Here is a 22,484-nt window from a genome sequence, read left to right on the forward strand (position 1 = left end):
TGTGTCGTGGTTGCTCAGCTAATGCTTCGCAAAGTGGATTTTTTTGCCTCCGCCGGCCAGGCCGTCGCGGTGGCGGATCGCTATCCGCAAAACGTCTTTGCCGAGCACACCCATGAGTTCTGCGAGCTGGTGCTGGTGTGGCGGGGCAATGGCTTGCATATCCTCAACGATCGGCCCTACCGCATTACGCGTGGGGATCTGTTTTACATCCGTGCTGAAGACAAACACGCCTACGCTTCGGTCAACGACCTGGTCCTGCAGAACGTGATTTACTGCCCTGACAGGCTGAAACTCAACGTCGACTGGGCGGCTTACATTCCGGGTTTTAATGATACGAAGTGCGCGGCGCACTGGCGACTGAGCAGTAACGGCATGACGCAGGTGCGACAGGTGATTTCTCAGCTGGAGCAGGAGAGCCAGAAAAGCGATCCTGAGGCTCATCAGATGGCAGAACTGCTTTTCGCCCAGCTGGTCATGACGTTGACGCGCCATCGCTACGCCATTGATAACCCGTCGGCTACCGCGCAGGAAGCCCTGCTCGATAAGCTCATTACCACCCTGGCGGGCAGCCTTAACAAAAGCTTTGTGCTGGAGAAATTCTGCGAGCAGGCGCAGTGCAGCGAGCGCGCGTTGCGCCAGCAATTCCGCACCCAGACCGGGATGACGGTGAACCACTATCTGCGCCAGCTGCGCATCTGCCATGCCCAGTACCTGCTTCAGCATACGGAACTGATGGTTAGCGATGTGGCGATGCGCTGCGGCTTTGAGGACAGTAACTATTTTTCGGTGGTCTTTAACCGCGAGGTGGGGATGACGCCGGTTCAGTGGCGTCATCGCAGTCGTAAAGCGGCGTAATCAGTTCGCCATGCCGAGGCCCACAATGTTGGCTGCAATAATGATCACCACGCACCCCAGACTCAGCACGCCCACCGGGCGACGCCCGGCGTTGTTCCACTCTTTCAGAAGCAGACCCACCAGCCCACCGCACAGCACGTAGAAGCTCATGTGCAGCATCCAGCTCATATAGTCATACTGCGCCGGAATACTGGCGTGACCCCACGCGTAGAAGAAGAACTGGAGATACCACATCAGCCCACCGAGCGCCGAGAGCAGCACGTTCCCGATAATCATCTGTTTAGCCAGCGAGAAGTCGGCTTTCAGTGACAAGGTCTTCACGGTTGCCAGACGGAAAAAACAGAAACCGAGGTTAACCACCGCTCCGCCACCCATGATCACCACGTAGCTTGGCAGTGCCACGTACAGCGGGTCGACGCCCAGTGCGGCAGCGGCTTCATGCATCGGTTTGGCGGCGTTCATCGCGAATGACATGCCTGCGGAGAAGATCCCGCACATCACCGCCAGCAGCAGGCCTTTCTTCAGGTTGAACTCTTCGGCTCTGATGCCCATTTTGCGCTCTTTCAGCTGCCCTGCGCGGGTGACAATGCCCACGCCAATAACGGCCACCAGCACGCCCAGCAGCGTCATCTGGCCGCCTTTGGTGTTGATCAGCACGTCAACGTTGCCGTTGAGGATTGGCGTCATCAGAGTGCCGACAATCAGCGTAATACCAATCGCGATGCCAATGCCCATCGACATGCCGAGGTAGCGCATGGTGAGGCCATAGTTAATGTTACCGACGCCCCACATGGCGCCAAAGAGAAAGACCGGCAGCAGGGTGGAGGCGTTAAAGGAGGAGAAGTAGCCCCAGAAATCCGGGAGCAGCATGGCGCTGATGGTCCAGGGAAGAATTATCCACGAGACCACACCGCCGACGGACCACATGGTTTCCCATGACCACTGTTTGACCTGTTTAAACGGGGCATAGAAACAGGCTGCACTGGCCGCGCCTATCAGATGCCAGAAAATACCCATCGTAATCGCATGATTCATGTTTACATCCTCATCGTTTTTATATGCCGGTGGCTTCCCACCAACCCGATGAGTGTAAAAATTAAGCAGTCGGGTAACCTTCGGAAGGTTGCCGCACTTTGGTTTTGAATGGCAATCAACGCGTTAACCGGGTGAGCAGACTCACAATTTCAGCAATAATCGAAAACCGAATAACCTTATAAAAACTACGGCATTGATAATCATTTTCAATATCATTTAATTAACTATAATGAACCAACTGCTTACGCGGCATTAACAGCTGTGCCGCCCGACAATAATGGAGAGGATTATGAGTTATACACTGCCATCCCTGCCGTATGCCTACGACGCACTGGAACCGCATTTCGACAAGCAGACGATGGAAATCCATCACACTAAACACCACCAGACCTATGTGAACAACGCGAACGCCGCGCTGGAAAGCCTGCCAGAGTTCGCTAGCCTGCCTGTTGAAGAGCTGATCACCAAACTGGACCAGCTGCCAGCTGACAAGAAAACCGTTCTGCGTAACAACGCAGGTGGTCACGCTAACCACAGCCTGTTCTGGAAAGGCCTGAAAACCGGTACCACCCTGCAGGGCGACCTGAAAGCGGCTATCGAGCGCGATTTCGGTTCTGTAGACAACTTCAAAGCGGAATTCGAAAAAGCCGCTGCGACCCGTTTCGGCTCTGGCTGGGCGTGGCTGGTTCTGAAAGGTGACAAACTGGCGGTTGTTTCAACGGCTAACCAGGACTCCCCGCTGATGGGTGAAGCAATCTCTGGCGCATCCGGTTTCCCTATCCTGGGTCTGGACGTGTGGGAACACGCTTACTACCTGAAATTCCAGAACCGTCGCCCGGACTACATCAAAGCCTTCTGGGACGTGGTGAACTGGGACGAAGCAGCAGCGCGTTTCGCCGCGAAAAAATAAGGTTGCATTGACGCCTGTGAGAAGCGAGTCTGATGACTCGCTTTTTTTGTATCTGCAGAAAGGAGCAGCGATGCATTTTCCGGTGAATGTCTTTACAGGCAAGGTAAGGGAGTACGACGGCAGCCGCCCGAGCGCCATCGCCAAAATTCAGGTCGACGGCGAGTTGACGTTAACCGACCTCGGGCTGGCGGGCGATGAGCAGGCCGAAAAGAAAATCCATGGCGGGCCTGACCGCGCGCTGTGCCACTATCCGCGGGAACACTATCAGCACTGGATAACCGAGTTTCCCGAACAGGCGGATATGTTTGTCGCGCCAGCGTTTGGTGAGAATCTCTCAACGGAAGGGCTGACCGAGAAAAACGTCTTTATCGGCGATATCTACCGCTGGGGCGATGCCCTGATTCAGGTGACGCAGCCGCGCTCGCCGTGCTTCAAACTAAACTATCATTTCGGCATCAGCGACATGTCTGCCCGGCTACAGAGCGCGGGTAAAACGGGCTGGTTATATCGGGTGGTGCTGGCAGGACAGGTATCGGCAGATGCGCCGCTGGTGCTGGCATCGCGCCTGAGTGATGTCTCGGTATATGACGCCTGCGCGATCGCCTGGCATATGCCGTTTGATGACGACCAGTACCATCGGCTTTTGTCCGCTGCAGGGCTGTCCACGAGCTGGACCCGAACGATGCAGAAACGCCGTTTAAGTAGCAAGATCGAAGATAATTCGCGGAGATTGTGGGGGAAATAGTTTCCCCGCAGAAGAGGCAAGCCGGGTCAGCGATACCGCCGCCCGGCTAAACGGCTACGAACGTTTATACAACGGCAGCCACAGCGTTAACCGCAACCCACCCAGCGGGCTGTCGTCGGCTTTCACCCAGCCGCGATGCTGCTGCATGGCGGTTTCCACAATCGCCAGACCCAACCCCGTGCCGCCAGATTCACGGTCACGCGCCTCGTCGGTACGGTAGAACGGACGGAAAATCTGTTCGCGGTCTTCCGGGCTTACCCCAGGACCATCGTCATCAACGATGATGGTGATCCCGTCTTTATCCACCGAGAAGGCTACTTCAATCTTCGTGTGCGAATAGCGCAGGGCGTTACGCACGATGTTCTCCAGCGCGCTTTCCAGCGTGTTGGGGTTACCGTACAGCGGCCATGGCCCTGGCGGGAAGTTGACGGTAAAGGATTTCCCCATCTGCTCCGCTTCGAACGCCGCGTTATCCAGCACTTCATGCCACAGGTGGTTGGCTTTCACCGTTTCGCTCACCAGCGCGTTTTTCTGCTGATTGCGCGACATGACCAGCAGGTCGTTAATCATGCTGTCCAGACGATGCGCTTCCGTTTCAATACGTTCCAGCTCTTTGCTCTCACCGCTGCGGCGACGCAGCAGCGCGGTGCCGAGCTGTAAGCGCGTGAGCGGCGTGCGCAGCTCGTGCGAGATATCCGACAGCAGGCGTTGCTGTGCCGTCATCATGCGGTCGAGGGCGCTCACCATCTGGTTAAAACTGGTCCCGGCGGCAAGGAACTCCTGCGGACCGGCTTCCAGTTCAGGGTGTTGTCGCAGGTTACCCTGCGCCACTTCGTCCGCCGCGTTTTTCAGCTTACGCGCCGGTTTCGCCAGACTCCACGCCAGCCACAGCAGCAGCGGTGAGCTAACCAGCATGGTGACAATCAGCAGCAGAAGCGGACGGTCAAACAGCAGGTTGATGAAATCGGACTGGGAGTTGCTCGCCGGGCGGATCAGGTAAAGCTGGTAATTATCCTCGCCATCTCTGACGGAGAAGGGGCCCACCATCTCAACCCGACCGTATTTTTTCTTCTGAGGATGGTCGGCGTTATCCGCCTGACCAATGAAGTTACGGATGATCTGCATTTCATTGCGATCGGCGCCAATCACGCGCCCTTCGCTGGTCACCAGCAACAGGCGCTGTCCTGGCGGTGCCCATTTGTCGATAGCGCGAAACAGCCTGCGCCACCACATTAAATCGTTCGGCGGGTCGTTTGCCAGCTCGGCTTCCACGTGCTGCTCGATCATCACGCCCTGACGTTGCTCGCTGTCGAGAAGCTCCGTCATCTGGCGTGAGTCGAGTTTTGGCAACATCAAAACCAGCATTAAAACCAGTGCCAGCGTCAGCCAGAAAATGGCGAAGATGCGGGCTGTTAAGCTTCCTATCATGAAGCGGAAACCATCAGATAACCGCGACCACGCAGGGTTTTAAACCACGGGTGCCCGTCCTTGCGTTCCGGCAGCTTGCGGCGCAGGTTCGAGATATGCATATCGATGGCGCGATCAAACGGGGTGAGGCGTTTGCCGAGCACTTCCTGGCTCAAATGTTCACGCGATACCACCTGGCCGAGGTGCTGGGCCAGCAGATACAGCAGGGTGAACTCGGTGCCAGTCAGTTCCAGCGTTTCACCGTCAAAACTCGCTTCCTGACGGCCCGGATTCAGGCTCAGGGAGTCGACTTCCAGCGTCGGTGAACTGTTGTCGCTGTTCTGCTGCTGTTCGCTCCAGTGAGAACGACGCAGGATAGCGCGAATACGGGCAACCAGTTCACGGTCGTTAAACGGCTTTGGTAAATAGTCATCCGCGCCCAGCTCAAGGCCAAGTACACGGTCAAGTTCGCTGCCGCGAGCGGTCAGCATAATTACGGGCGTCTGGTGTGTCTGGCGAAGCTCTTTCAACGTATCAATGCCGTTTTTCTTCGGCATCATAACGTCGAGCAAAAGTAAATCGATGCTGTCGTCAAGGAGACTCAGCGCCTGCTCGCCATCATGGGCAACCAGAACGTTGAAACCTTCCATGTCGAGCAACTCCTTTAAAAGGGATGTGAGCTCTCGGTCATCATCAACTAACAGGATTTTATTCATTGTTTAAATACCTCCGAGGCAGAAATTACGACATCAAGGCTATCTAATCCATGACTTTACGTTGTTTTACACCCCCTGACGCATGTTTGCAGCCTGAATCGTAGACTGTCTCTCGTTGAATCGCGACACGAAAGATTTTGGGAGCAAGTGATGCGCAAAGTTACCGCTGCCGTCATGGCCTCAACGCTGGCGTTCAGTACATTAAGCCAGGCCGCTGTAGCTATCCCCGGCGATAACGGGCCCTCAACGGAGGGGGCAACGCAGCACAGCAGCCAAAGCCATATGTTTGATGGCATAAGTTTAACCGAACATCAGCGTCAACAGATGCGAGATCTGATGCAGAGGGCACGACACGACCAGCCCCCTGTTAATGTTAGCGAAATGGAGACAATGCACCGCCTTGTCACCGCAGAAAAATTTGACGAAAGCGCTGTACGCGCTCAGGCCGAAAAAATGGCACAGGAGCAGGTTGCCCGCCAGGTAGAGATGGCGAAGGTCCGCAACCAGATGTTCCACCTGCTAACGGCCGAGCAGCAAGCGGTTTTGAACACAAGACATCAGCAGCGAATGGACCAGTTGCGTGAGGTTGCACGGATGCAGCGAAGCTCAGAAACAACGTTTTTCAGTAGCAATAGCAGTACCCGTAGTAACCAGTAAACCCTGTTTTCCTTGCCATAGACACCATCCCTGTCTTCCCCCACATGATGTGGGGGTTTTTTTTGCCCTTCATTCTGCTTTGTTAACCGTTTATTCATCCTTTGACTCCCCATGCTTCCGTTATACTAGCGGCATGACATGACAGGAGCGTTTATGAATCAATCCTATGGAAGACTGGTAAGTCGGGCAGCGATTGCAGCGACCATCGTGGCTTCAAGCCTGTTAGTGATTAAAATTTTTGCGTGGTGGTATACCGGCTCAGTCAGTATTCTCGCGGCGTTGGTGGACTCGTTGATGGATATTGCCGCCTCGCTGACGAACCTGCTGGTTGTGCGTTACTCGCTGCAACCGGCGGATGAAGAACACACGTTTGGGCACGGGAAAGCCGAATCGCTGGCCGCGCTGGCGCAAAGCATGTTTATTTCCGGCTCCGCGCTGTTTCTGTTTTTAACCGGTATTCAGCATCTCGTCTCGCCGTCACCGATGAACGATCCCGGCGTGGGCGTGGTCGTGACGATTGTGGCACTTATATGCACACTTGTTCTGGTAACGTTCCAGCGCTGGGTTGTTCGCAAAACGCAAAGCCAGGCTGTACGGGCGGATATGCTTCATTATCAATCTGATGTTATGATGAATGGCGCTATTCTTATTGCGCTCGGTCTGGCCTGGTATGGCTGGCATCGGGCCGATGCGTTGTTTGCGTTAGGGATTGGCATCTATATTTTATATAGCGCCTTACGGATGGGGTATGAAGCGGTGCAATCGCTTCTGGACCGCGCCCTCCCGGACTCAGAACGTAATGAAATTTTTTCTATCGTGACCTCCTGGCCTGGTGTCAGAGGTGCACACGATCTTCGAACGCGGCAGTCAGGGCCGACCCGCTTTATTCAGATTCATATTGAAATGGAAGACAACCTGCCACTGGTTCAGGCTCACGTTATTGCTGAGCAGGTCGAGCAGGCGATTTTGCAGCGTTTTCCTGGTTCAGACGTCATTATTCACCAGGATCCCTGCTCGGTTGTACCCGGACATGTTGAGCTTTCGTAATTGGTTGTAAAAAAGTGAGCCAGGCCAGCATTTTGTGTATAAATTACCGCCATTTGGTCTGACCTGAATCAATTCAGCTGGAAGTGATTGATATACTATTTGCAGTATTCGTTGGTCGATAAATTCTTCCGGCAACAGATTTCAATTTTGCATTCCTAAGTTCAGAGGTAGTCATGATTAAGAAAATCGGTGTGTTGACAAGCGGCGGTGATGCGCCGGGCATGAACGCGGCAATTCGTGGGGTTGTCCGTTCAGCGCTGACGGAAGGCCTGGAAGTTTTTGGTATCTATGATGGTTATCTGGGCCTGTATGAAGATCGCATGGTTCAGCTCGACCGTTACAGCGTGTCCGACATGATCAACCGTGGCGGTACCTTCCTCGGTTCTGCGCGCTTCCCGGAATTCCGTGATGAACACGTCCGTGAAGTGGCTATTGAGAACATGAAAAAACGTGGCCTCGACGCACTGGTTGTTATTGGTGGTGACGGCTCGTACATGGGTGCAAAACGTCTGACTGAAATGGGCTTCCCGTGCATCGGTCTGCCGGGTACGATCGACAACGACATCAAAGGCACTGACTACACCATCGGTTATTTCACCGCACTGGGCACCGTTGTTGAAGCGATTGACCGCCTGCGCGACACCTCTTCTTCCCACCAGCGTATCTCCATCGTGGAAGTGATGGGCCGTTACTGTGGTGATCTGACGCTGGCTGCGGCCATCGCCGGCGGTTGTGAGTTCGTGGTGGTTCCGGAAGTGGAATTCAGCCGTGAAGATCTGGTGGCTGAAATCAAAGCGGGTATCGCAAAAGGCAAGAAACACGCCATCGTAGCCATCACCGAGCATATCTGTGACGTTGACGAGCTGGCGAAGTACATCGAAACCGAAACCAAACGTGAAACGCGCGCTACCGTTCTGGGCCACATCCAGCGTGGGGGTTCCCCGGGTCCATACGACCGCATCCTGGCATCACGTATGGGTGCATACGCCATTGAACTGCTGCTGCAGGGTCATGGCGGTCGTTGCGTCGGTATTCAGAACGAAAAACTGGTTCACCATGACATCATCGACGCCATTGAAAACATGAAGCGTCCGTTCAAGGGTGACTGGCTGGACTGCGCAAAAAAACTGTACTGAGCGGTGACTTTCCCCCGGTCGCGCTGAGTTAACCGGGTCCGCAGTCCACGCTCATAAAGGCCGGGTAAGGCGATATCGCCGCCCGGTTTTTTTATGCCTGCTCGTTTTTTATTCCTCTACGTTATAGCCAATCTTTTTTTATTCTTTAATCATTGGTTAGCTTTCTGGCACGCTGCAAGCATCAAAACACTACACAAGAGATCCGGGCGATGAATAAATGGGGCGTGGGGTTAACATTATTGCTGGCATCGACCAGCGTTCTGGCTAAGGACATCCAGTTACTGAACGTGTCATACGACCCGACGCGTGAGCTGTACGAGCAGTACAACAAAGCCTTCGCGGCACACTGGAAACAGGAAACCGGCGACAACGTGGTGGTGCGTCAGTCGCATGGTGGCTCCGGTAAGCAGGCGACTTCAGTCATCAACGGGATTGAAGCCGACGTGGTTACCCTGGCGCTGGCCTATGACGTCGACGCCATCGCCGAGCGTGGGCGTATCGATAAAAACTGGATCAAACGCCTGCCAGACAACTCAGCGCCTTACACCTCGACCATTGTTTTCCTGGTGCGTAAGGGCAACCCAAAACAAATTCATGACTGGAACGATCTGGTTAAGCCGGGCGTTTCCATTATCACCCCGAACCCGAAAAGCTCGGGTGGCGCACGCTGGAACTACCTGGCGGCCTGGGGCTACGCGCTGCATCACAACAACGGTGACCAGGCGAAAGCCCAGGCGTTCGTGAAAGCGCTGTATAAAAACGTTGAGGTGCTGGACTCTGGCGCACGTGGTGCCACGAACACCTTCGTTGAGCGTGGGATTGGCGACGTGCTGATCGCATGGGAAAACGAAGCCCTGCTCGCCACCCACGAACTGGGTAAAGACAAGTTCGAGATCGTTACGCCAGGCGAATCTATCCTCGCCGAACCTACCGTTTCTGTGGTTGATAAAGTGGTTGAGAAGAAAGAGACCAAAGCGGTGGCGGAAGCGTACCTGAAGTATCTCTACTCGCCAGAAGGCCAGGAAATTGCGGCGAAAAACTACTATCGTCCACGCGATCCGGCAGTGGCGAAGAAATATGAAAGCGTCTTCCCGAAACTGAAGCTTTTCACCATTGATGAAGAGTTCGGCGGCTGGGCGAAAGCGCAGAAAGAGCACTTCTCTAACGGCGGAACTTTCGACCAGATCAGCAAGCGCTAAACGTTAGCAGGACAGACCCGGTGACCCGGCGCGAGAAATCCGCCGGGTTTTTTATTTGGTCATCATTTTGCGTTACTCTTTCGCCACTATCGAAAACAGGGAACGCATTGTGAAAAAAATACTATTACTGATTCTGGTTGTCATCATTCTTGCCGCGGGTGGCTGGTACTGGATGAAAGCGGGTAATCCGAATGCGTTGCGTCATATCGTTCTCGACCAGTGTCTGCCGAATCAACTCCAGCACCGTAACCCGGCCCCGTGCGCGCAGGTGAAGCCTGATGCGGGTTATGTGGTGTTTAAAGACCGCAACGGGCCGCTGCAGTATCTCCTGATGCCGACTTACCGTATCAAAGGAACCGAAAGCCCGCTGTTGACCGAGCCGAATACGCCCAACTTCTTCTGGCTGGCCTGGCAGTCACGCAACTTTATGAGCATGAAGCGCGGGGCCGAGGTGCCGGACAGTGCAATTTCGCTCGCCATTAACTCCCCGACAGGCCGTACGCAGAACCATTTTCATATCCATATCTCCTGCCTGCGCCCGGACGTGCGCGAGAAGCTTAATGCTGCGCAGGGGCAAATCAGTACCCAGTGGTTACCGTTCCCGGGCGGGCTGGAAGGGCATGAGTACCTCGCCCGTCGCGTGACGGAAAATGAGCTGGTACAGCGCAGTCCGTTTATGATGCTGGCTGAAGAGCTGCCGGAAGCGCGTGACCATATGGGGCGCTTCGCGCTGGCCATGGCGCAGCAGTCGGATGGATCGTTTGTCTTACTGGCGACCGAACGTAACTTGCTGACCCTGAATCGCGCGTCGGCTGAGGAATTGCAGGATCATCAATGCGATATCCTGAAGTGACATCACCATAAATAGCGTTTACTCGTCCTGCCTGTCGCCGTAGACTTGCTGAAAAAAACGACAGGAGACAGGAATGTCGCTCTGGTTAACGCATCCTCTGTTTGTGCCCTCATTGATAGTCGGCGTCACCATCGTGCTGTGGGCGACGTCGCTATTGCCGGAATTTATCACCGCGCTGCTGTTTTTCACGGCGGCGATGGCCGCCAGAATCGCCCCGGCGGAGGTGATTTTTGGTGGTTTTGCCTCGTCTGCATTCTGGTTAGTGTTTAGCGGCTTCGTGCTGGGGGTGGCAATCCGTAAAACCGGTCTGGCGGACAGGGCCGCACGGGCGTTGTCGGCAAAACTCACTGATTCGTGGGTATTGATGGTGGCAAGCGTGGTGGGGCTGAGCTACGCGCTGGCGTTTGTGATGCCGTCGAATATGGGCCGTATCGCGCTGCTGATGCCGATTGTCGCCGCCATGGCCAAAAGGGCCGCCATCCCCGACGGTTCCCGCGCGTGGTATGGCCTGGCGCTGGCCGTCGGGTTCGGAACCTTCCAGCTCTCGGCGACCATCCTGCCTGCCAACGTGCCGAATCTGGTGATGAGTGGCGCCGCGGAGGGCTCGTACGGGATCCATCTGAACTATGTCCCGTATCTGCTGCTGCATACACCCGTCCTCGGGATCCTGAAAGGGGGCATTCTGATCGGCCTGATCTGCTGGTTGTTCCCCGGCAACCCGAAACCGGCCACCGATCTTACGCCGCCTGAACCGATGGGCCGGGATGAAAAGCGTCTCGCCTGGCTGCTGGCGGTGGTGCTGGGGATGTGGGTGACAGAGAGCTGGCATGGCATTGGACCGGCGTGGACGGGTCTTGCGGCGTCGGTCATCGTCATGCTGCCACGCGTCGGGTTTATCACCGGTGAAGAGTTTTCTGCGGGAGTGAACATGCGCACCTGCATTTACGTGGCGGGGATTCTCGGGCTGGCGATTGTAGTGACCCAAACGGGTATCGGTTCCGCGGTGGGGGAGGCGTTATTGCGGATTATGCCGCTTGATGCCAACAGACCGTTCACCAGCTTCCTGGCGCTTACCGGTATTACCACGGCGCTCAACTTCATTATGACCGCGAACGGTGTACCGGCGTTGTACACCACGCTGGCACAGAGTTTTTCGGACGCCACCGGTTTCCCGCTGTTGTCGGTGATCATGATTCAGGTACTGGGGTATTCCACGCCGCTGCTGCCGTATCAGGCGTCGCCGATTGTGGTGGCAATGGGTTTAGGGAAGGTGCCTGCAAAGGCGGGGATGTTGCTCTGTCTGGCGCTGGCGATTGCAACGTATCTGGTGCTGCTGCCGCTGGATTATCTGTGGTTTAGCGTGCTGGGGAAAGTGTAATTTCCCTCCCCGGTGGGGGAGGGAAGTCGGTTTTTACGCCTGTTTAGCCGCTTCTGCTGCTTTAACGATCACCGCGAAAGCGTCAGCTTTCAGGGATGCGCCGCCAACCAGCGCGCCATCGATGTCTGGCTGGGTGAACAGCTCAGCAGCGTTGGATGCGTTAACGGAACCGCCGTACTGAATAATTACCTGCTCAGCCACTTTCGCGTCCGCTTTAGCAATGTGGTCACGGATAAATTTGTGAACCGCCTGCGCCTGCGCAGGGGTCGCTGATTTGCCGGTACCGATCGCCCAGACTGGTTCGTACGCGATAACCGCGCCTTCGAATGCTGCAGCACCCTGCGTTTTCAGCACGGCGTCGATCTGACGAGCACACACTTCTTCCGTTTTGCCTGCTTCGTTTTCGGCTTCGGTTTCACCGATGCACAGAACCGGGATCAGACCCTGCTCTTTCAGCACCGCGAATTTCTTCGCGATAAATTCGTCGGATTCTTTGTGGTAAGTGCGACGCTCAGAGTGGCCGATGATGATGTATTTCGCGCCGATATCTTTCAGCATTTCAGCAGAGGTTTCACCGGTGAATGCGCCTGACAGGTTAACGTCAACGTTCTGTGCGCCCAGAATGATGTGGCTGCCATCAGCGGCATGTTTAGCCAGATCCAGGTACATATCCGGCGGAGCGATAGCAACCGCGCAGCCCGTCACGCCCGCCAGCTCTTTACGCAGGTTCGCAACCAGTTCGTTTACCATGTGGCGGCTGCCGTTCAGTTTCCAGTTACCCATCACTAAAGGATGTCGCATTTCAATTCTCCACGCTAAATTAGCGAATTAAGGAATATGGCCGCCCTGTCGGGCAGCATGGTCTGTGAATCAGTATAGAGATTTTCCCTCGAAAGGCTTTGCTTTTTGTCATTAATTCGACCCGCCGAGTGTGTCTGATAGTGCCAGCTTAATCGGTTCAACAGCGAAGGTCAGTCCTTTTTCGCCGTTATCTGCCACCACATAGCGTATGGCCCCTTCGGTATCGGCGTAGTAACGCTTGTTTTTACCGGCGGTGAGAAGTTTTTGCAGCTTTTGCTGGCTTTGCTTTTTGGTCAGTGCGGGCGTAAAAGCCTGCAGTATCGCGCTCATGTACTCGAGCGCTTTTGCCTTAGCGGCTTTCTGCTCTGGCCCCTGAATCGGCAGCCAGGTTATCTGCATGCTTTTGATTTTTAGCGTGCCGCGCTCCAGCGCAGTGGAGGCATATAAATTCTCGTTAATCTTGCTCGCAGCCCGGGTCAGGGTTGGCGTATCCCGGGAGCTGTCAATGGCGCGGAATTCATCCAGCGGTAGCGTGGGGTTGGTTTTATTGAAGGTTTCACGAAACTGGCTGATTGACTGATCGAACGAGGGCGCACCTGCCAGCAGATAGGGGGCTGTCGTCGGGGCAGTGGTTTCGGCGGCGTGCAGGGGAACACCCGCGATGAGCATCGCTAAACACAGGAAAAGAGAACGTGCCGAACTTTTCATCAACATTGCCCCTGGCCGTAAGTGTTCATGATTAAATCGATATCTGGTCGGCTTGTCAAAAGGTCACAACTCCAGGGTAAAATGCGCGCTATATGATAATAAGGAACCTTACATGACCATACAGCAGTGGTTGTTTTCATTCAAAGGGCGTATTGGACGCCGTGACTTCTGGATCTGGATGGCGACGTGGATCGTTGCCATGCTGCTTCTGTTTTTCGTGGCCTTCAACGCATGGCTCAGCACACAAACGGCGGCGTTTGCGCTGGTCTGTTTACTGTGGCCAACCGCGGCCGTGGTGGTGAAACGTCTGCACGATCGCGGCCGTTCCGGCGCGTGGGCTTTTCTGATTATTCTGGCGTGGATGCTGGTGGCCGGGAACTGGTCGATACTTCCGTCCATCCTTCCCTGGGTGGTGGGCAGACTGCTACCAACCATTATTTTTGTCATGATGGTGGTCGATCTGGGCGCGTTTATCGGCACCCAGAGCGAAAACAAATACGGCAAAGACACCCTTGAGGTGAAATACCGCTGATCACCAGTAGTGTTCGGCGGTCATATGGCCCGGCCGGCGGCGAAGATGTTTCGTCATCTGCCGGGTATCCTTCAGAAGCTGCTGCGTGTCGCGAACCATCTGCGGGTTGCCACACAGCATGACGTGGCTGGTTTCAGCGCTCATCGGCAGGCCAATTGCGTCTTCCAGTGCACCACTCTCAATCAATGCCGGTACGCGGCCCGTCAGTGAACCTGCTGCGGTTTCGCGGCTGACCACGGTCTGAATTTTCAGTTTCCCGCCGTACTGCTTTTCCAGCGCCTGCATCTGCGGAAGATAGCTCAAGTCTGCGGCATAGCGCGCGGCGTGAACCAGCACGATATTTTTAAAGCGCTCAAGGTCTTTGCCGTACTGCAAAATAGAGAGATAGGGGCCAATGGCCGTGCCAGTTGCCAGCATCCAGAGGGTGTCGCAGTCCGGGATTTCGTCCAGCACGAAGAAACCGGCCGCTTCACTCACAATTTGCACATCGTCACCGGGCTTAAGCGCGGCAAGGCGTGGGCTGAGTTTGCCGTCCGGGACGGTAACCAGATAGAACTCGAGATCCGGGTTATCGGGGGCATTAACGTAGGAATAGGCGCGCTGCACGCGCTCGCCGTCAACATCCAGCCCCAGCTTCGCAAATTGCCCGGCCGTAAACGGGTGGACGGGAGCATGCAGGGTGAGACTAAATAGCGCATCGGTCCAGAACTGTATTTTTGTGACTTTACCTGTTACCCAGTCCGCCATGATCTTCTCCTGTGCTTTTTCTCTGGTCTATCTTCCGGACTTGTGGTGAAGATTTCCAGCCCATTTGGGCCGGAAAGCTCTATCGATCAAACGGTTTTACAGAATGTGCGCCTGCACGTCAGGGTCTTTACGATCCAGATAGTGAACAGACCGAATGCGGCGAATGGTGCGCGATTTACCGCGGATCAGCAGGGTTTCGGTGGTGGCCATATTGCCCTTACGGGTGATGCCATCCAGCAGGTCACCTTTGGTGATGCCGGTTGCGGAGAAGACAACGTTGTCGCTGCGCGCCATGTCATCCAGCGCAAGCACCTTGTTGGCTTCAATACCCATCGCTTCGCAGCGTTTCAGCTCTTCTTCGCCAATACGGCGATTCTCTTCGCTGTCGCCTTTGACTTCGTGACGGGGCAACAGACGGGCCTGCATGTCGCCATCCAGAGCGCGGATCACCGCGGCGGAGACCACACCTTCCGGTGCGCCGCCGATGCCGTAAAGCACATCCACTTCGCTGTCTGGCATGCAGGTCAGGATAGATGCTGCCACGTCGCCATCCGGGATGGCAAAGACGCGCACGCCGAGTTGTTGCAACTGGGCAATGGTGGCATCGTGGCGCGGTTTCGCCAGAATGGTCACGGTGAGCGCGCTAAGCGGTTTTTCCAGCGCCCTGGCAACGTTACGCAGATTCTCTTCCAGCGGCAGGCTCAGGTCGATAGCCCCTTTGGCTCCGGGGCCGACAATCAGCTTTTCCATGTACATATCCGGTGCGTTGAGGAAACAGCCTTTGTCCCCTACCGCCAGCACGGCCAGCGCGTTGGCCTGGCCCATTGCCGTCATGCGGGTACCCTCAATCGGGTCGACGGCGATATCCACGGCATCACCTTTGCCGGTGCCCACTTTCTCACCGATATAGAGCATTGGCGCTTCGTCGATCTCGCCTTCGCCAATGACGATGGTGCCATCGATATTGACCTGGTTAAGCACAATGCGCATGGCATGGACAGCCGCACCGTCTGCGGTATTTTTGTCGCCACGGCCGAGCCATTTATAGCCCGCCAGTGCGGCAGCTTCGGTGACGCGGGAAAACTCGATAGCCAGTTCACGTTTCATGAGGTACTCGTGCAATCAAAAGGAATTGCACGAAGTTTATCACAGAGTGGGAGTGGGTGCGGTCGGTCCCCTCTCCCCGGCGGGGAGAGGGGAAGGGTGAGGGGAGAAATTACTGCTCGTGCTCTTCCCACGCCAGGGCGCGTTTCACCGCTTTCTTCCAGCCGCTGTAGCGATAGTTACGCTCAGTGGTTTCGATGCCAGGGCGGAATTCGCGTTCGATAACCGCTTTTTCCTGCAGTTCATCCAGATTCTGCCAGAAGCCGACAGCCAGACCTGCGAGATACGCCGCACCCAGCGCGGTGACTTCACGTACTTCCGGGCGCTCTACGCGGGTGCCCAGAATGTCGGACTGGAACTGCATCAGGAAGTTGTTGGCAACGGCGCCGCCGTCCACGCGCAGGGCGTGCAGACGAATGCCGGAGTCAGCCTGCATTGCTTCCAGTACGTCGCGCGTCTGATAAGCGATGGATTCCAGCGTCGCGCGGATAATGTGGTTCGAGTTTACCCCACGGGTCAGGCCGAAAATCGCGCCGCGTGCATACGGGTCCCAGTAGGGGGCGCCCAGACCGGTAAAGGCCGGAACCACATACACGCCGTTGGTGTCCTTCACTTTGGTTGCGAAATACTCGGAGTCAAACGCATCGCTGATGAGTTTCATCTCGTCACGCAGCCACTGAATAGACGCACCTGCCATGAACACCGCACCCTCCAGCGCATAGTTCACTTCACCGCGTGGGCCGCAGGCGATGGTGGTCAGCAAGCCGTTTTCTGATTTCACCGCTTTCTCACCGGTGTTCATCAGCATAAAGCAGCCGGTACCGTAGGTATTTTTCGCCATCCCTTCCTTAACGCACAGCTGGCCAAACAGCGCCGCCTGCTGGTCACCGGCAATACCGGCAATTGGAATACGCGTGCCGCCTTTACCGCCGATATTGGTCTGACCGTAAACTTCAGAAGATTTGCGGACTTCTGGCAACATCGCGCGCGGGATATCCAGCGCGTCCAGCATCTTGTCATCCCACTCCAGGGTATTGATGTTGAACAGCATGGTGCGCGAGGCGTTGGTATAATCAGTGACGTGGACACGCCCCTGGGTCATCTTCCAGATAAGCCAGGTGTCGACGGTACCGAACAGCAGCTCACCGCGTTTTGCACGTTCACGTGAACCCTCAACGTGGTCGAGGATCCATTTCACTTTGGTACCGGAGAAATACGGGTCAACGACCAGACCGGTTGCGCTACGCACATAGTCTTCCATACCGTCGCGCTTCAGCTGTTCGCAGATTTCTGATGTACGGCGGCACTGCCAGACGATGGCATTGTAAATGGGCTTACCGGTTTCGCGCTCCCAGACGATAGTGGTTTCACGCTGGTTGGTAATACCGATAGCGGCAATCTCGTCGGAACTGATATCGGCTTTCGCCAGCACTTCTACCAGCGTGGAGCTTTGAGAAGCCCAGATCTCCATAGGATCGTGTTCGACCCAGCCTGGACGAGGATAGATTTGCTCAAATTCGCGCTGTGACACGCTGACGATATTCGCGTCATGATCCATTACGACAGCGCGGGAGCTGGTAGTGCCCTGGTCGAGCGCAACGATATATTTTTTTTCGGTCATGGTATGTGTCCCGTAGTCAGATTACAGCGAAGCTTTTTGTTGTGCGGTAGAAGTCGTTTCCTTCTCCTCTTCCACACAGGTGTCGCACGGTAAATGGCGACCAATTAATTTGCGGTAGCTAAATGCACCCAGCGCAGCCCCGACAACCGGTGCAAACAGCGGTACCAGGAAGTAAGGGATATCTTTACCGCCGGTGAAGGCCACGTCGCCCCATCCTGCGATAAAGGCAAAAGCTTTAGGTCCGATATCACGCGCCGGGTTCATCGCAAACCCGGTCAGCGGGCCCATGGATGCACCGATCACCGCAATCAGCAAGCCAATCAGCAGCGGTGCCAGCGGGCCGCGCGGAATGCCGTTTCCGTCGTCGGTCAGCGCCAGGATAACGCCCATCAGAATAGCGGTAATCACCATTTCAACTGCGAACGCCTGCACAAAATTGATATGCGGGTTGGGATAGGTTGAGAAAATGCCTGCCAGATCCAGACTTTCGACACTGCCACGCACCATATGATGTGTCTGTTCGAAGTCGATGAAAAGATTGTAATAAAGCCCGTAAACTAACGCCGCTGCGCAAAACGCGCCGGCAAACTGAGAAAGGATGAAGGGAACAACTTTGCGTCCGTCGAAGCACGCGAACAGCCACAGCGCGATGGTCACCGCCGGGTTAAGATGTGCGCCGGAAACCCCTGCGGTCAGGTAGATGGCCATCGCCACGCCCAGACCCCAGATAATACTGATTTCCCACTGACCGAAACTGGCACCCGCCACTTTCAGTGCAGCAACACAGCCCACTCCGAAGAATATCAACAACCCGGTACCAAGGAACTCGGCAATGCACTGGCCTTTTAAGGTTGATGTCTGACTCATAATCGGAATCCTGAAGAAATTGATGTTTATTGTTAGCATGACCGCCCGTGACAGCCACGATGCCCTGTAGACATAGTGTTAATTTATCGTTAACGAGCAAAAACGAGAAATATCGAAATCAAAATGTGTGGTCTGCGTCAATAAAATGAGCGTTTTCGCGCCATAAAGCGCATTTTTACACCAATAGCAAAATGTGAGCTGAATCATTTCATTAACGAATCAGTTAACAATTTAGGGGTATATGCCGCGAACGCACCAGGACGAGGCCGAAAAGTGTTGCAAACCACGATCTGCGCGGTCTGCCGCTGGACAGGGGCGACGGGGCTTCATACAATCGGCATATCTGTTGTGCGCGTTTACGTTAAAGCGTCGCCTTGCAATTCAGGAGAGGTAGGATCATGTCTTTAGAAGTGTTTGAGAAACTGGAATCGAAAGTACAGCAGGCGATTGACACCATCACGCTGCTGCAGATGGAAATTGAAGAGCTGAAAGAGAAGAACAACAGCCTGGCGCAGGAAGTTCAGAACGCCCAGCACAGCCGTGAAGAACTGGAGCGCGAAAACAACCAGCTGCGTGAACAGCAGAATGGCTGGCAGGATCGTCTGCAGGCGCTGCTGGGGCGTATGGAAGAAGTGTAATTTCTTTCGGGAAATGCAGAACAGGCCGGGTAAGGCGTCGCCGCCACCCGGCTTTTTTTATTACTCGATATCCAGCGGATCTTCGGAAAGGATAATCCCGGTGTTATCGGCATAGAGATGGTCACCGGAGAAGAAGGTCACGCCGCCGAAATTGACGCGCACGTCGCTTTCGCCGATACCTTCACCCGCAGCACCCACCGGAATGGCCGCGATAGCCTGAATGCCAATGTCCAGGTCTTCGAGATCGTCCACCTGGCGCACTGAGCCATACACCACAATGCCTTCCCACTCGTTCTGTACGGCAAGACGGGCGAGCTCAGCATCAATGAGGGCACGACGTACGGAGCCCCCGCCATCAACCAGCAGAACGCGGCCACGGCCGTTCTGTTCGAGCAGATCATAGAGCAACCCGTTATCCTCGAAACATTTCACCGTGACGATTTGTCCGCCAAACGACGACCGCCCACCAAAGTTGGAGAACAGCGGTTCAACGACGTTGACATCTTCCTGGTAGATGTCACAAAGCTCGGAGGTATCGTATTTCATAGGTTTAACGCTCAGTTGCTGCGAATGTGTTCAGTATATCGTGCTAAATGCGTTGTTGGCAAAATCATCAATTGTTAATTGATATTTGTCAGTTAACCCAGCGTCTGACTTAAGACAATCCCGATGACGAACAACAGGTTAGTCAGCAGCGCCCCTTTTACCGTACGCTCCAGCATTGGCGGCATGGCCGCAGGGCTGAGTTCACGCATGACGAATCGCGCCTGCTTAATCAGCAGCGGTGCGGCGAGTACAAACAGCCAGCCCCATATGCTGTGCAGCGAGATAACGTTAAACAGCGCCAGGCACAGCAGAGCGCCCAGCAGCAGACACGCATGATAACGGCGTGCATTAACGGGCCCCAGACGCACGGCCAGCGTGTTTTTGCCGTTCTCACGGTCGCTGTCGATATCGCGCAGGTTGTTGATGTTAAGCACCGCCGTCGCCAGCATGCCGCAGGCGGTTGCCGGCAGGAACAGGGCCGGGATCAGGGTATGTGCCTGTAAGTACCCACTCCCCATCACGCTCAGCCAGCCGAAGAACACCAGCACGGAGATATCACCCAGCCCAATATACCCATAAGGGCGGGTACCGACGGTATAGGTAATGGCGGCAATAATGGCGAGCAGACCCAGTACCAGGAACCCAATGAAATCGCTGGGGGTTTTAGACGCCACCGTTACCAGCGCCAGGCCGGAAAGACAAATCAGCGCCACGGTGATGATCAGCGCGCGCTTCATCTGCGCCTGGGTAATGACCCCTTTCTGCATACCGCGCAGTGGCCCGATACGGTCGGGTTTGTCGCTGCCTTTAACCGCATCGCCATAGTCGTTGGCGAGATTGGAGAGAATTTGCAGCAGACCGGCGGTAATCAGTGCCAGCCCGGCAACCAGCGGATCGAAATAGCCTTGCCACCAGGCAAGCGCCGTACCGACGATAATGGCGGCAAAGGCCAGAGGAAGAGTTTTAGGGCGCAGACTTTCGAGCCACGCCTGAGTACGGCTGATGTCAGTCATAGTAATTTAGCCAATAAAAATGGGGGCTTTAGCCCCCATTAAACGTGATGAGAATGCAGTAACCGCGATTATAGGATAAAACGGCTCAGATCTTCATCTGCCACTAACGCATCCAGGTGTTTACCCACATATTCTGCGTCAATGGTAATGCTTTGACCGTTCAGGTCGCTCGCATCATAAGAGATATCTTCCATCAGGCGCTCCAGCACGGTGTGCAGACGACGGGCACCGATGTTCTCGGTGGTTTCGTTGACCTGCCAGGCGGCCTGGGCGATGCGTTTGATACCGTCTTCAGTGAACTCGATGTTCACACCTTCGGTTGCCATCAGCGCTTTGTACTGTACGGTCACAGAGGCATTTGGCTCGGTCAGGATGCGTTCGAAATCTTCAGTGGTCAGCGCCTGCAGCTCCACGCGAATCGGCAGACGACCCTGCAGTTCCGGGATCAGGTCAGACGGTTTCGCCACCTGGAATGCGCCAGAGGCGATAAACAGGATGTGGTCCGTTTTGACCATACCGTGTTTAGTGGAGACGGTGCAGCCTTCAACCAGCGGCAGCAGGTCGCGCTGAACGCCTTCACGGGAGACATCCGGGCCTGAGGATTCGCCACGCTTACAGATTTTGTCGATTTCGTCGATAAACACGATACCGTGCTGCTCAACCGCGTCGATAGCATCCTGCTTCAGCTCTTCCGGGTTCACCAGTTTCGCCGCTTCTTCTTCGATCAGCAGCTTCATGGCGTCTTTGATTTTCAGCTTACGCGCTTTCTGCTTCTGGCCGCCCAGGTTCTGGAACATGGACTGCAGCTGGCTGGTCATCTCTTCCATGCCAGGCGGTGCCATGATTTCCACACCCATAGGGGCAGCAGCAAGATCGATCTCAATCTCTTTGTCGTCCAGCTCGCCTTCACGCAGTTTTTTGCGGAACGCCTGACGCGCCGCTGACGGCTCAGCCTGCTGTTCAGCCTGGCCCCAGTTGTTCTTCGCCGGTGGGATCAGGACGTCAAGAATGCGCTCTTCCGCCATCTCTTCGGCGCGGTAGCGGTTTTTCTCAATCGCCTGGACGCGCACCATTTTAATCGCCGAGTCGGTCAGATCGCGAATGATGGAGTCCACTTCTTTACCCACATAGCCCACTTCGGTGAACTTGGTGGCTTCGACTTTGATGAACGGGGCGTTAGCCAGTTTCGCCAGACGACGGGCGATTTCGGTTTTACCGACACCGGTCGGGCCGATCATCAGAATGTTTTTTGGCGTCACTTCATGGCGCAGCTCTTCTTCGAGCTGCATGCGGCGCCAGCGGTTACGCAGGGCAATAGCCACGGAACGCTTGGCGTTGTCCTGGCCGATAATATGTTTGTCCAGTTCGCTGACAATTTCGCGTGGGGTCATTTCAGACATGGGAGATCCTTACGCTTTAGACGGTAATTCTTCGATGGTGTGGTTGTGGTTGGTATAGATGCAGATATCACCTGCAATATCCAACGCCTTCACCGCGATATCGCGCGCGTTCATGTCGGTATTTTCCAACAGCGCACGGGCTGCAGCCTGGGCGTACGGGCCACCAGAGCCAATAGCAATCAGATCGTTTTCAGGCTGAATAACGTCACCGTTACCGGTGATGATAAGCGAAGCGGTTTCATCGGCCACCGCCAGCAGCGCTTCAAGTTTGCGCAGCATGCGATCGGTACGCCAGTCTTTCGCCAGCTCAACGGCGGCTTTCACCAGGTGACCCTGGTGCATTTCCAGTTTGCGTTCAAACAGTTCGAACAGCGTGAAGGCGTCAGCCGTGCCGCCTGCAAAACCGGCGATCACTTTGTCGTTGTATAAACGACGAACTTTCTTCACGTTGCCTTTCATTACGGTATTACCCAGCGTGGCCTGGCCATCACCGGCGATTACCACGTGGCCGTTACGGCGTACACTTACTATTGTTGTCACGAGCAGACCCCCTGGTTACAGAATCGGGA

General features: G+C 55.2%; 24 protein-coding genes. 11 read left to right on the forward strand and 13 right to left on the reverse strand.

Annotated features, from left to right (window positions below; translation table 11 throughout):
* The first annotated feature begins 6 nt into the window (after nucleotides 1-6).
* The gene (gene rhaR / locus AM410_RS07300; RefSeq protein ID WP_073397764.1) at nucleotides 7-855 is read left to right on the forward strand and encodes an HTH-type transcriptional activator RhaR; all 849 of its coding nucleotides are present in this window, start codon (nucleotides 7-9) and stop codon (nucleotides 853-855) included.
* Here the strand turns inward: rhaR and rhaT are convergent, their stop codons facing one another.
* The gene (rhaT, locus tag AM410_RS07305) at nucleotides 856-1,890 is read right to left on the reverse strand and encodes an L-rhamnose/proton symporter RhaT (RefSeq protein WP_073397766.1); all 1,035 of its coding nucleotides are present in this window, start codon (nucleotides 1,888-1,890) and stop codon (nucleotides 856-858) included.
* A 289-nt stretch (nucleotides 1,891-2,179) separates the two neighbouring features.
* On the opposite strand from rhaT, the gene sodA reads away from it, so the two are divergent.
* On the forward strand, nucleotides 2,180-2,800 hold the full coding sequence (gene sodA / locus AM410_RS07310; protein ID WP_014833772.1) for a superoxide dismutase [Mn]: 621 nt from the start codon (nucleotides 2,180-2,182) through the stop codon (nucleotides 2,798-2,800).
* 70 nt (nucleotides 2,801-2,870) lie between these two features.
* Nucleotides 2,871-3,545, forward strand: a complete 675-nt coding sequence (yiiM, locus tag AM410_RS07315; protein WP_079231567.1) for a 6-hydroxyaminopurine reductase — start codon at nucleotides 2,871-2,873, stop codon at nucleotides 3,543-3,545.
* A 54-nt stretch (nucleotides 3,546-3,599) separates the two neighbouring features.
* On the opposite strand, the gene cpxA is transcribed toward yiiM, so the two are convergent.
* A complete protein-coding gene (cpxA, locus tag AM410_RS07320; RefSeq protein WP_010436910.1) occupies nucleotides 3,600-4,973 on the reverse strand; it encodes an envelope stress sensor histidine kinase CpxA in 1,374 nt (457 codons plus the stop codon).
* Entirely contained in the window at nucleotides 4,970-5,668 is a 699-nt protein-coding gene (gene cpxR, locus AM410_RS07325; protein ID WP_014172213.1) for an envelope stress response regulator transcription factor CpxR, read from the reverse strand. Before cpxR ends, cpxA begins: the two co-directional genes overlap by 4 nt.
* A 150-nt stretch (nucleotides 5,669-5,818) precedes the next feature.
* On the opposite strand from cpxR, the gene cpxP reads away from it, so the two are divergent.
* The 6 genes from cpxP to AM410_RS07355 all read left to right on the forward strand — a co-directional run bounded on the left by cpxP (nucleotide 5,819) and on the right by AM410_RS07355 (nucleotide 11,938).
* Nucleotides 5,819-6,325, forward strand: a complete 507-nt coding sequence (gene cpxP, locus AM410_RS07330) for a cell-envelope stress modulator CpxP (RefSeq protein ID WP_108647675.1) — start codon at nucleotides 5,819-5,821, stop codon at nucleotides 6,323-6,325.
* A 153-nt stretch (nucleotides 6,326-6,478) separates the two neighbouring features.
* Nucleotides 6,479-7,372, forward strand: a complete 894-nt coding sequence (gene fieF, locus AM410_RS07335) for a CDF family cation-efflux transporter FieF (protein WP_020883958.1) — start codon at nucleotides 6,479-6,481, stop codon at nucleotides 7,370-7,372.
* 173 nt (nucleotides 7,373-7,545) lie between these two features.
* Nucleotides 7,546-8,508: a 6-phosphofructokinase gene (gene pfkA, locus AM410_RS07340; RefSeq protein ID WP_014172210.1), complete on the forward strand. Its 963-nt coding sequence runs from the start codon at nucleotides 7,546-7,548 to the stop codon at nucleotides 8,506-8,508.
* Nucleotides 8,509-8,717: 209 nt separating this feature from the next.
* The gene (locus AM410_RS07345) at nucleotides 8,718-9,707 is read left to right on the forward strand and encodes a sulfate ABC transporter substrate-binding protein (protein WP_032680073.1); all 990 of its coding nucleotides are present in this window, start codon (nucleotides 8,718-8,720) and stop codon (nucleotides 9,705-9,707) included.
* A gap of 109 nt (nucleotides 9,708-9,816) precedes the next feature.
* Nucleotides 9,817-10,560, forward strand: a complete 744-nt coding sequence (locus tag AM410_RS07350) for a CDP-diacylglycerol diphosphatase (RefSeq protein WP_108647676.1) — start codon at nucleotides 9,817-9,819, stop codon at nucleotides 10,558-10,560.
* Between the two features lie 73 nt (nucleotides 10,561-10,633).
* Nucleotides 10,634-11,938, forward strand: a complete 1,305-nt coding sequence (locus AM410_RS07355) for an SLC13 family permease (RefSeq protein WP_108647678.1) — start codon at nucleotides 10,634-10,636, stop codon at nucleotides 11,936-11,938.
* Nucleotides 11,939-11,971: 33 nt separating this feature from the next.
* On the opposite strand, the gene tpiA is transcribed toward AM410_RS07355, so the two are convergent.
* Together tpiA and AM410_RS07365 are read right to left on the reverse strand one after the other, a co-directional pair.
* A complete protein-coding gene (gene tpiA, locus AM410_RS07360; RefSeq protein WP_014172206.1) occupies nucleotides 11,972-12,739 on the reverse strand; it encodes a triose-phosphate isomerase in 768 nt (255 codons plus the stop codon).
* Nucleotides 12,740-12,850: 111 nt separating this feature from the next.
* Nucleotides 12,851-13,447, reverse strand: a complete 597-nt coding sequence (locus AM410_RS07365) for a DUF1454 family protein (protein WP_041162910.1) — start codon at nucleotides 13,445-13,447, stop codon at nucleotides 12,851-12,853.
* 112 nt (nucleotides 13,448-13,559) lie between these two features.
* On the opposite strand from AM410_RS07365, the gene AM410_RS07370 reads away from it, so the two are divergent.
* On the forward strand, nucleotides 13,560-13,979 hold the full coding sequence (locus AM410_RS07370) for a DUF805 domain-containing protein (protein WP_025202755.1): 420 nt from the start codon (nucleotides 13,560-13,562) through the stop codon (nucleotides 13,977-13,979).
* Here the strand turns inward: AM410_RS07370 and fpr are convergent, their stop codons facing one another.
* The 4 genes from fpr to AM410_RS07390 all read right to left on the reverse strand — a co-directional run bounded on the left by fpr (nucleotide 13,980) and on the right by AM410_RS07390 (nucleotide 18,318).
* A complete protein-coding gene (gene fpr, locus AM410_RS07375) occupies nucleotides 13,980-14,726 on the reverse strand; it encodes a ferredoxin--NADP(+) reductase (RefSeq protein ID WP_014172203.1) in 747 nt (248 codons plus the stop codon).
* A gap of 96 nt (nucleotides 14,727-14,822) precedes the next feature.
* A complete protein-coding gene (gene glpX, locus AM410_RS07380; RefSeq protein WP_047742293.1) occupies nucleotides 14,823-15,833 on the reverse strand; it encodes a class II fructose-bisphosphatase in 1,011 nt (336 codons plus the stop codon).
* Between the two features lie 109 nt (nucleotides 15,834-15,942).
* Nucleotides 15,943-17,451 (reverse strand): glycerol kinase GlpK, encoded by a 1,509-nt coding sequence (gene glpK, locus AM410_RS07385; protein WP_014172201.1) that lies wholly within the window; start codon nucleotides 17,449-17,451, stop codon nucleotides 15,943-15,945.
* Nucleotides 17,452-17,472: 21 nt separating this feature from the next.
* Complete coding sequence (locus AM410_RS07390; RefSeq protein ID WP_014885705.1) at nucleotides 17,473-18,318, reverse strand: MIP/aquaporin family protein; 846 nt, start codon at nucleotides 18,316-18,318, stop codon at nucleotides 17,473-17,475.
* Between the two features lie 398 nt (nucleotides 18,319-18,716).
* Here AM410_RS07390 and zapB point away from each other — a divergent pair, with 398 nt between their 5' ends.
* Nucleotides 18,717-18,956, forward strand: a complete 240-nt coding sequence (gene zapB, locus AM410_RS07395; RefSeq protein WP_008501806.1) for a septal ring assembly protein ZapB — start codon at nucleotides 18,717-18,719, stop codon at nucleotides 18,954-18,956.
* 60 nt (nucleotides 18,957-19,016) lie between these two features.
* On the opposite strand, the gene rraA is transcribed toward zapB, so the two are convergent.
* The 4 genes from rraA to hslV all read right to left on the reverse strand — a co-directional run bounded on the left by rraA (nucleotide 19,017) and on the right by hslV (nucleotide 22,455).
* On the reverse strand, nucleotides 19,017-19,502 hold the full coding sequence (gene rraA, locus AM410_RS07400; protein WP_014172197.1) for a ribonuclease E activity regulator RraA: 486 nt from the start codon (nucleotides 19,500-19,502) through the stop codon (nucleotides 19,017-19,019).
* Between the two features lie 92 nt (nucleotides 19,503-19,594).
* Nucleotides 19,595-20,515 carry a 1,4-dihydroxy-2-naphthoate polyprenyltransferase gene (gene menA, locus AM410_RS07405; RefSeq protein ID WP_014172196.1) on the reverse strand — a complete coding sequence of 307 codons (921 nt, stop codon included), beginning with the start codon at nucleotides 20,513-20,515 and terminating at the stop codon, nucleotides 19,595-19,597.
* A gap of 68 nt (nucleotides 20,516-20,583) precedes the next feature.
* Nucleotides 20,584-21,915: an HslU--HslV peptidase ATPase subunit gene (hslU, locus tag AM410_RS07410; RefSeq protein WP_014172195.1), complete on the reverse strand. Its 1,332-nt coding sequence runs from the start codon at nucleotides 21,913-21,915 to the stop codon at nucleotides 20,584-20,586.
* 9 nt (nucleotides 21,916-21,924) lie between these two features.
* On the reverse strand, nucleotides 21,925-22,455 hold the full coding sequence (gene hslV / locus AM410_RS07415) for an ATP-dependent protease subunit HslV (RefSeq protein ID WP_014172194.1): 531 nt from the start codon (nucleotides 22,453-22,455) through the stop codon (nucleotides 21,925-21,927).
* Nucleotides 22,456-22,484: the final 29 nt, after the last annotated feature.

The sequence above is a fragment of the Enterobacter cloacae complex sp. FDA-CDC-AR_0164 genome, assembly GCF_003071645.1.
Lineage (GTDB): Bacteria > Pseudomonadota > Gammaproteobacteria > Enterobacterales > Enterobacteriaceae > Enterobacter > Enterobacter ludwigii.

Coding starts and splice junctions, on each gene's coding strand:
- pfkA (WP_014172210.1), top strand. CDS start 7,546: ATGATTAAGAAAATCGGTGTGTTGACAAGCGGCGGTGATGCGCCGGGC.
- menA (WP_014172196.1), bottom strand. CDS start 20,515: ATGACTGACATCAGCCGTACTCAGGCGTGGCTCGAAAGTCTGCGCCCT.
- hslU (WP_014172195.1), bottom strand. CDS start 21,915: ATGTCTGAAATGACCCCACGCGAAATTGTCAGCGAACTGGACAAACAT.
- zapB (WP_008501806.1), top strand. CDS start 18,717: ATGTCTTTAGAAGTGTTTGAGAAACTGGAATCGAAAGTACAGCAGGCG.
- AM410_RS07345 (WP_032680073.1), top strand. CDS start 8,718: ATGAATAAATGGGGCGTGGGGTTAACATTATTGCTGGCATCGACCAGC.
- AM410_RS07355 (WP_108647678.1), top strand. CDS start 10,634: ATGTCGCTCTGGTTAACGCATCCTCTGTTTGTGCCCTCATTGATAGTC.
- cpxR (WP_014172213.1), bottom strand. CDS start 5,668: ATGAATAAAATCCTGTTAGTTGATGATGACCGAGAGCTCACATCCCTT.
- cpxP (WP_108647675.1), top strand. CDS start 5,819: ATGCGCAAAGTTACCGCTGCCGTCATGGCCTCAACGCTGGCGTTCAGT.
- fpr (WP_014172203.1), bottom strand. CDS start 14,726: ATGGCGGACTGGGTAACAGGTAAAGTCACAAAAATACAGTTCTGGACC.
- fieF (WP_020883958.1), top strand. CDS start 6,479: ATGAATCAATCCTATGGAAGACTGGTAAGTCGGGCAGCGATTGCAGCG.
- AM410_RS07390 (WP_014885705.1), bottom strand. CDS start 18,318: ATGAGTCAGACATCAACCTTAAAAGGCCAGTGCATTGCCGAGTTCCTT.
- tpiA (WP_014172206.1), bottom strand. CDS start 12,739: ATGCGACATCCTTTAGTGATGGGTAACTGGAAACTGAACGGCAGCCGC.
- rhaT (WP_073397766.1), bottom strand. CDS start 1,890: ATGAATCATGCGATTACGATGGGTATTTTCTGGCATCTGATAGGCGCG.
- AM410_RS07365 (WP_041162910.1), bottom strand. CDS start 13,447: ATGAAAAGTTCGGCACGTTCTCTTTTCCTGTGTTTAGCGATGCTCATC.
- glpK (WP_014172201.1), bottom strand. CDS start 17,451: ATGACCGAAAAAAAATATATCGTTGCGCTCGACCAGGGCACTACCAGC.
- AM410_RS07370 (WP_025202755.1), top strand. CDS start 13,560: ATGACCATACAGCAGTGGTTGTTTTCATTCAAAGGGCGTATTGGACGC.
- cpxA (WP_010436910.1), bottom strand. CDS start 4,973: ATGATAGGAAGCTTAACAGCCCGCATCTTCGCCATTTTCTGGCTGACG.
- yiiM (WP_079231567.1), top strand. CDS start 2,871: ATGCATTTTCCGGTGAATGTCTTTACAGGCAAGGTAAGGGAGTACGAC.
- sodA (WP_014833772.1), top strand. CDS start 2,180: ATGAGTTATACACTGCCATCCCTGCCGTATGCCTACGACGCACTGGAA.
- glpX (WP_047742293.1), bottom strand. CDS start 15,833: ATGAAACGTGAACTGGCTATCGAGTTTTCCCGCGTCACCGAAGCTGCC.
- rraA (WP_014172197.1), bottom strand. CDS start 19,502: ATGAAATACGATACCTCCGAGCTTTGTGACATCTACCAGGAAGATGTC.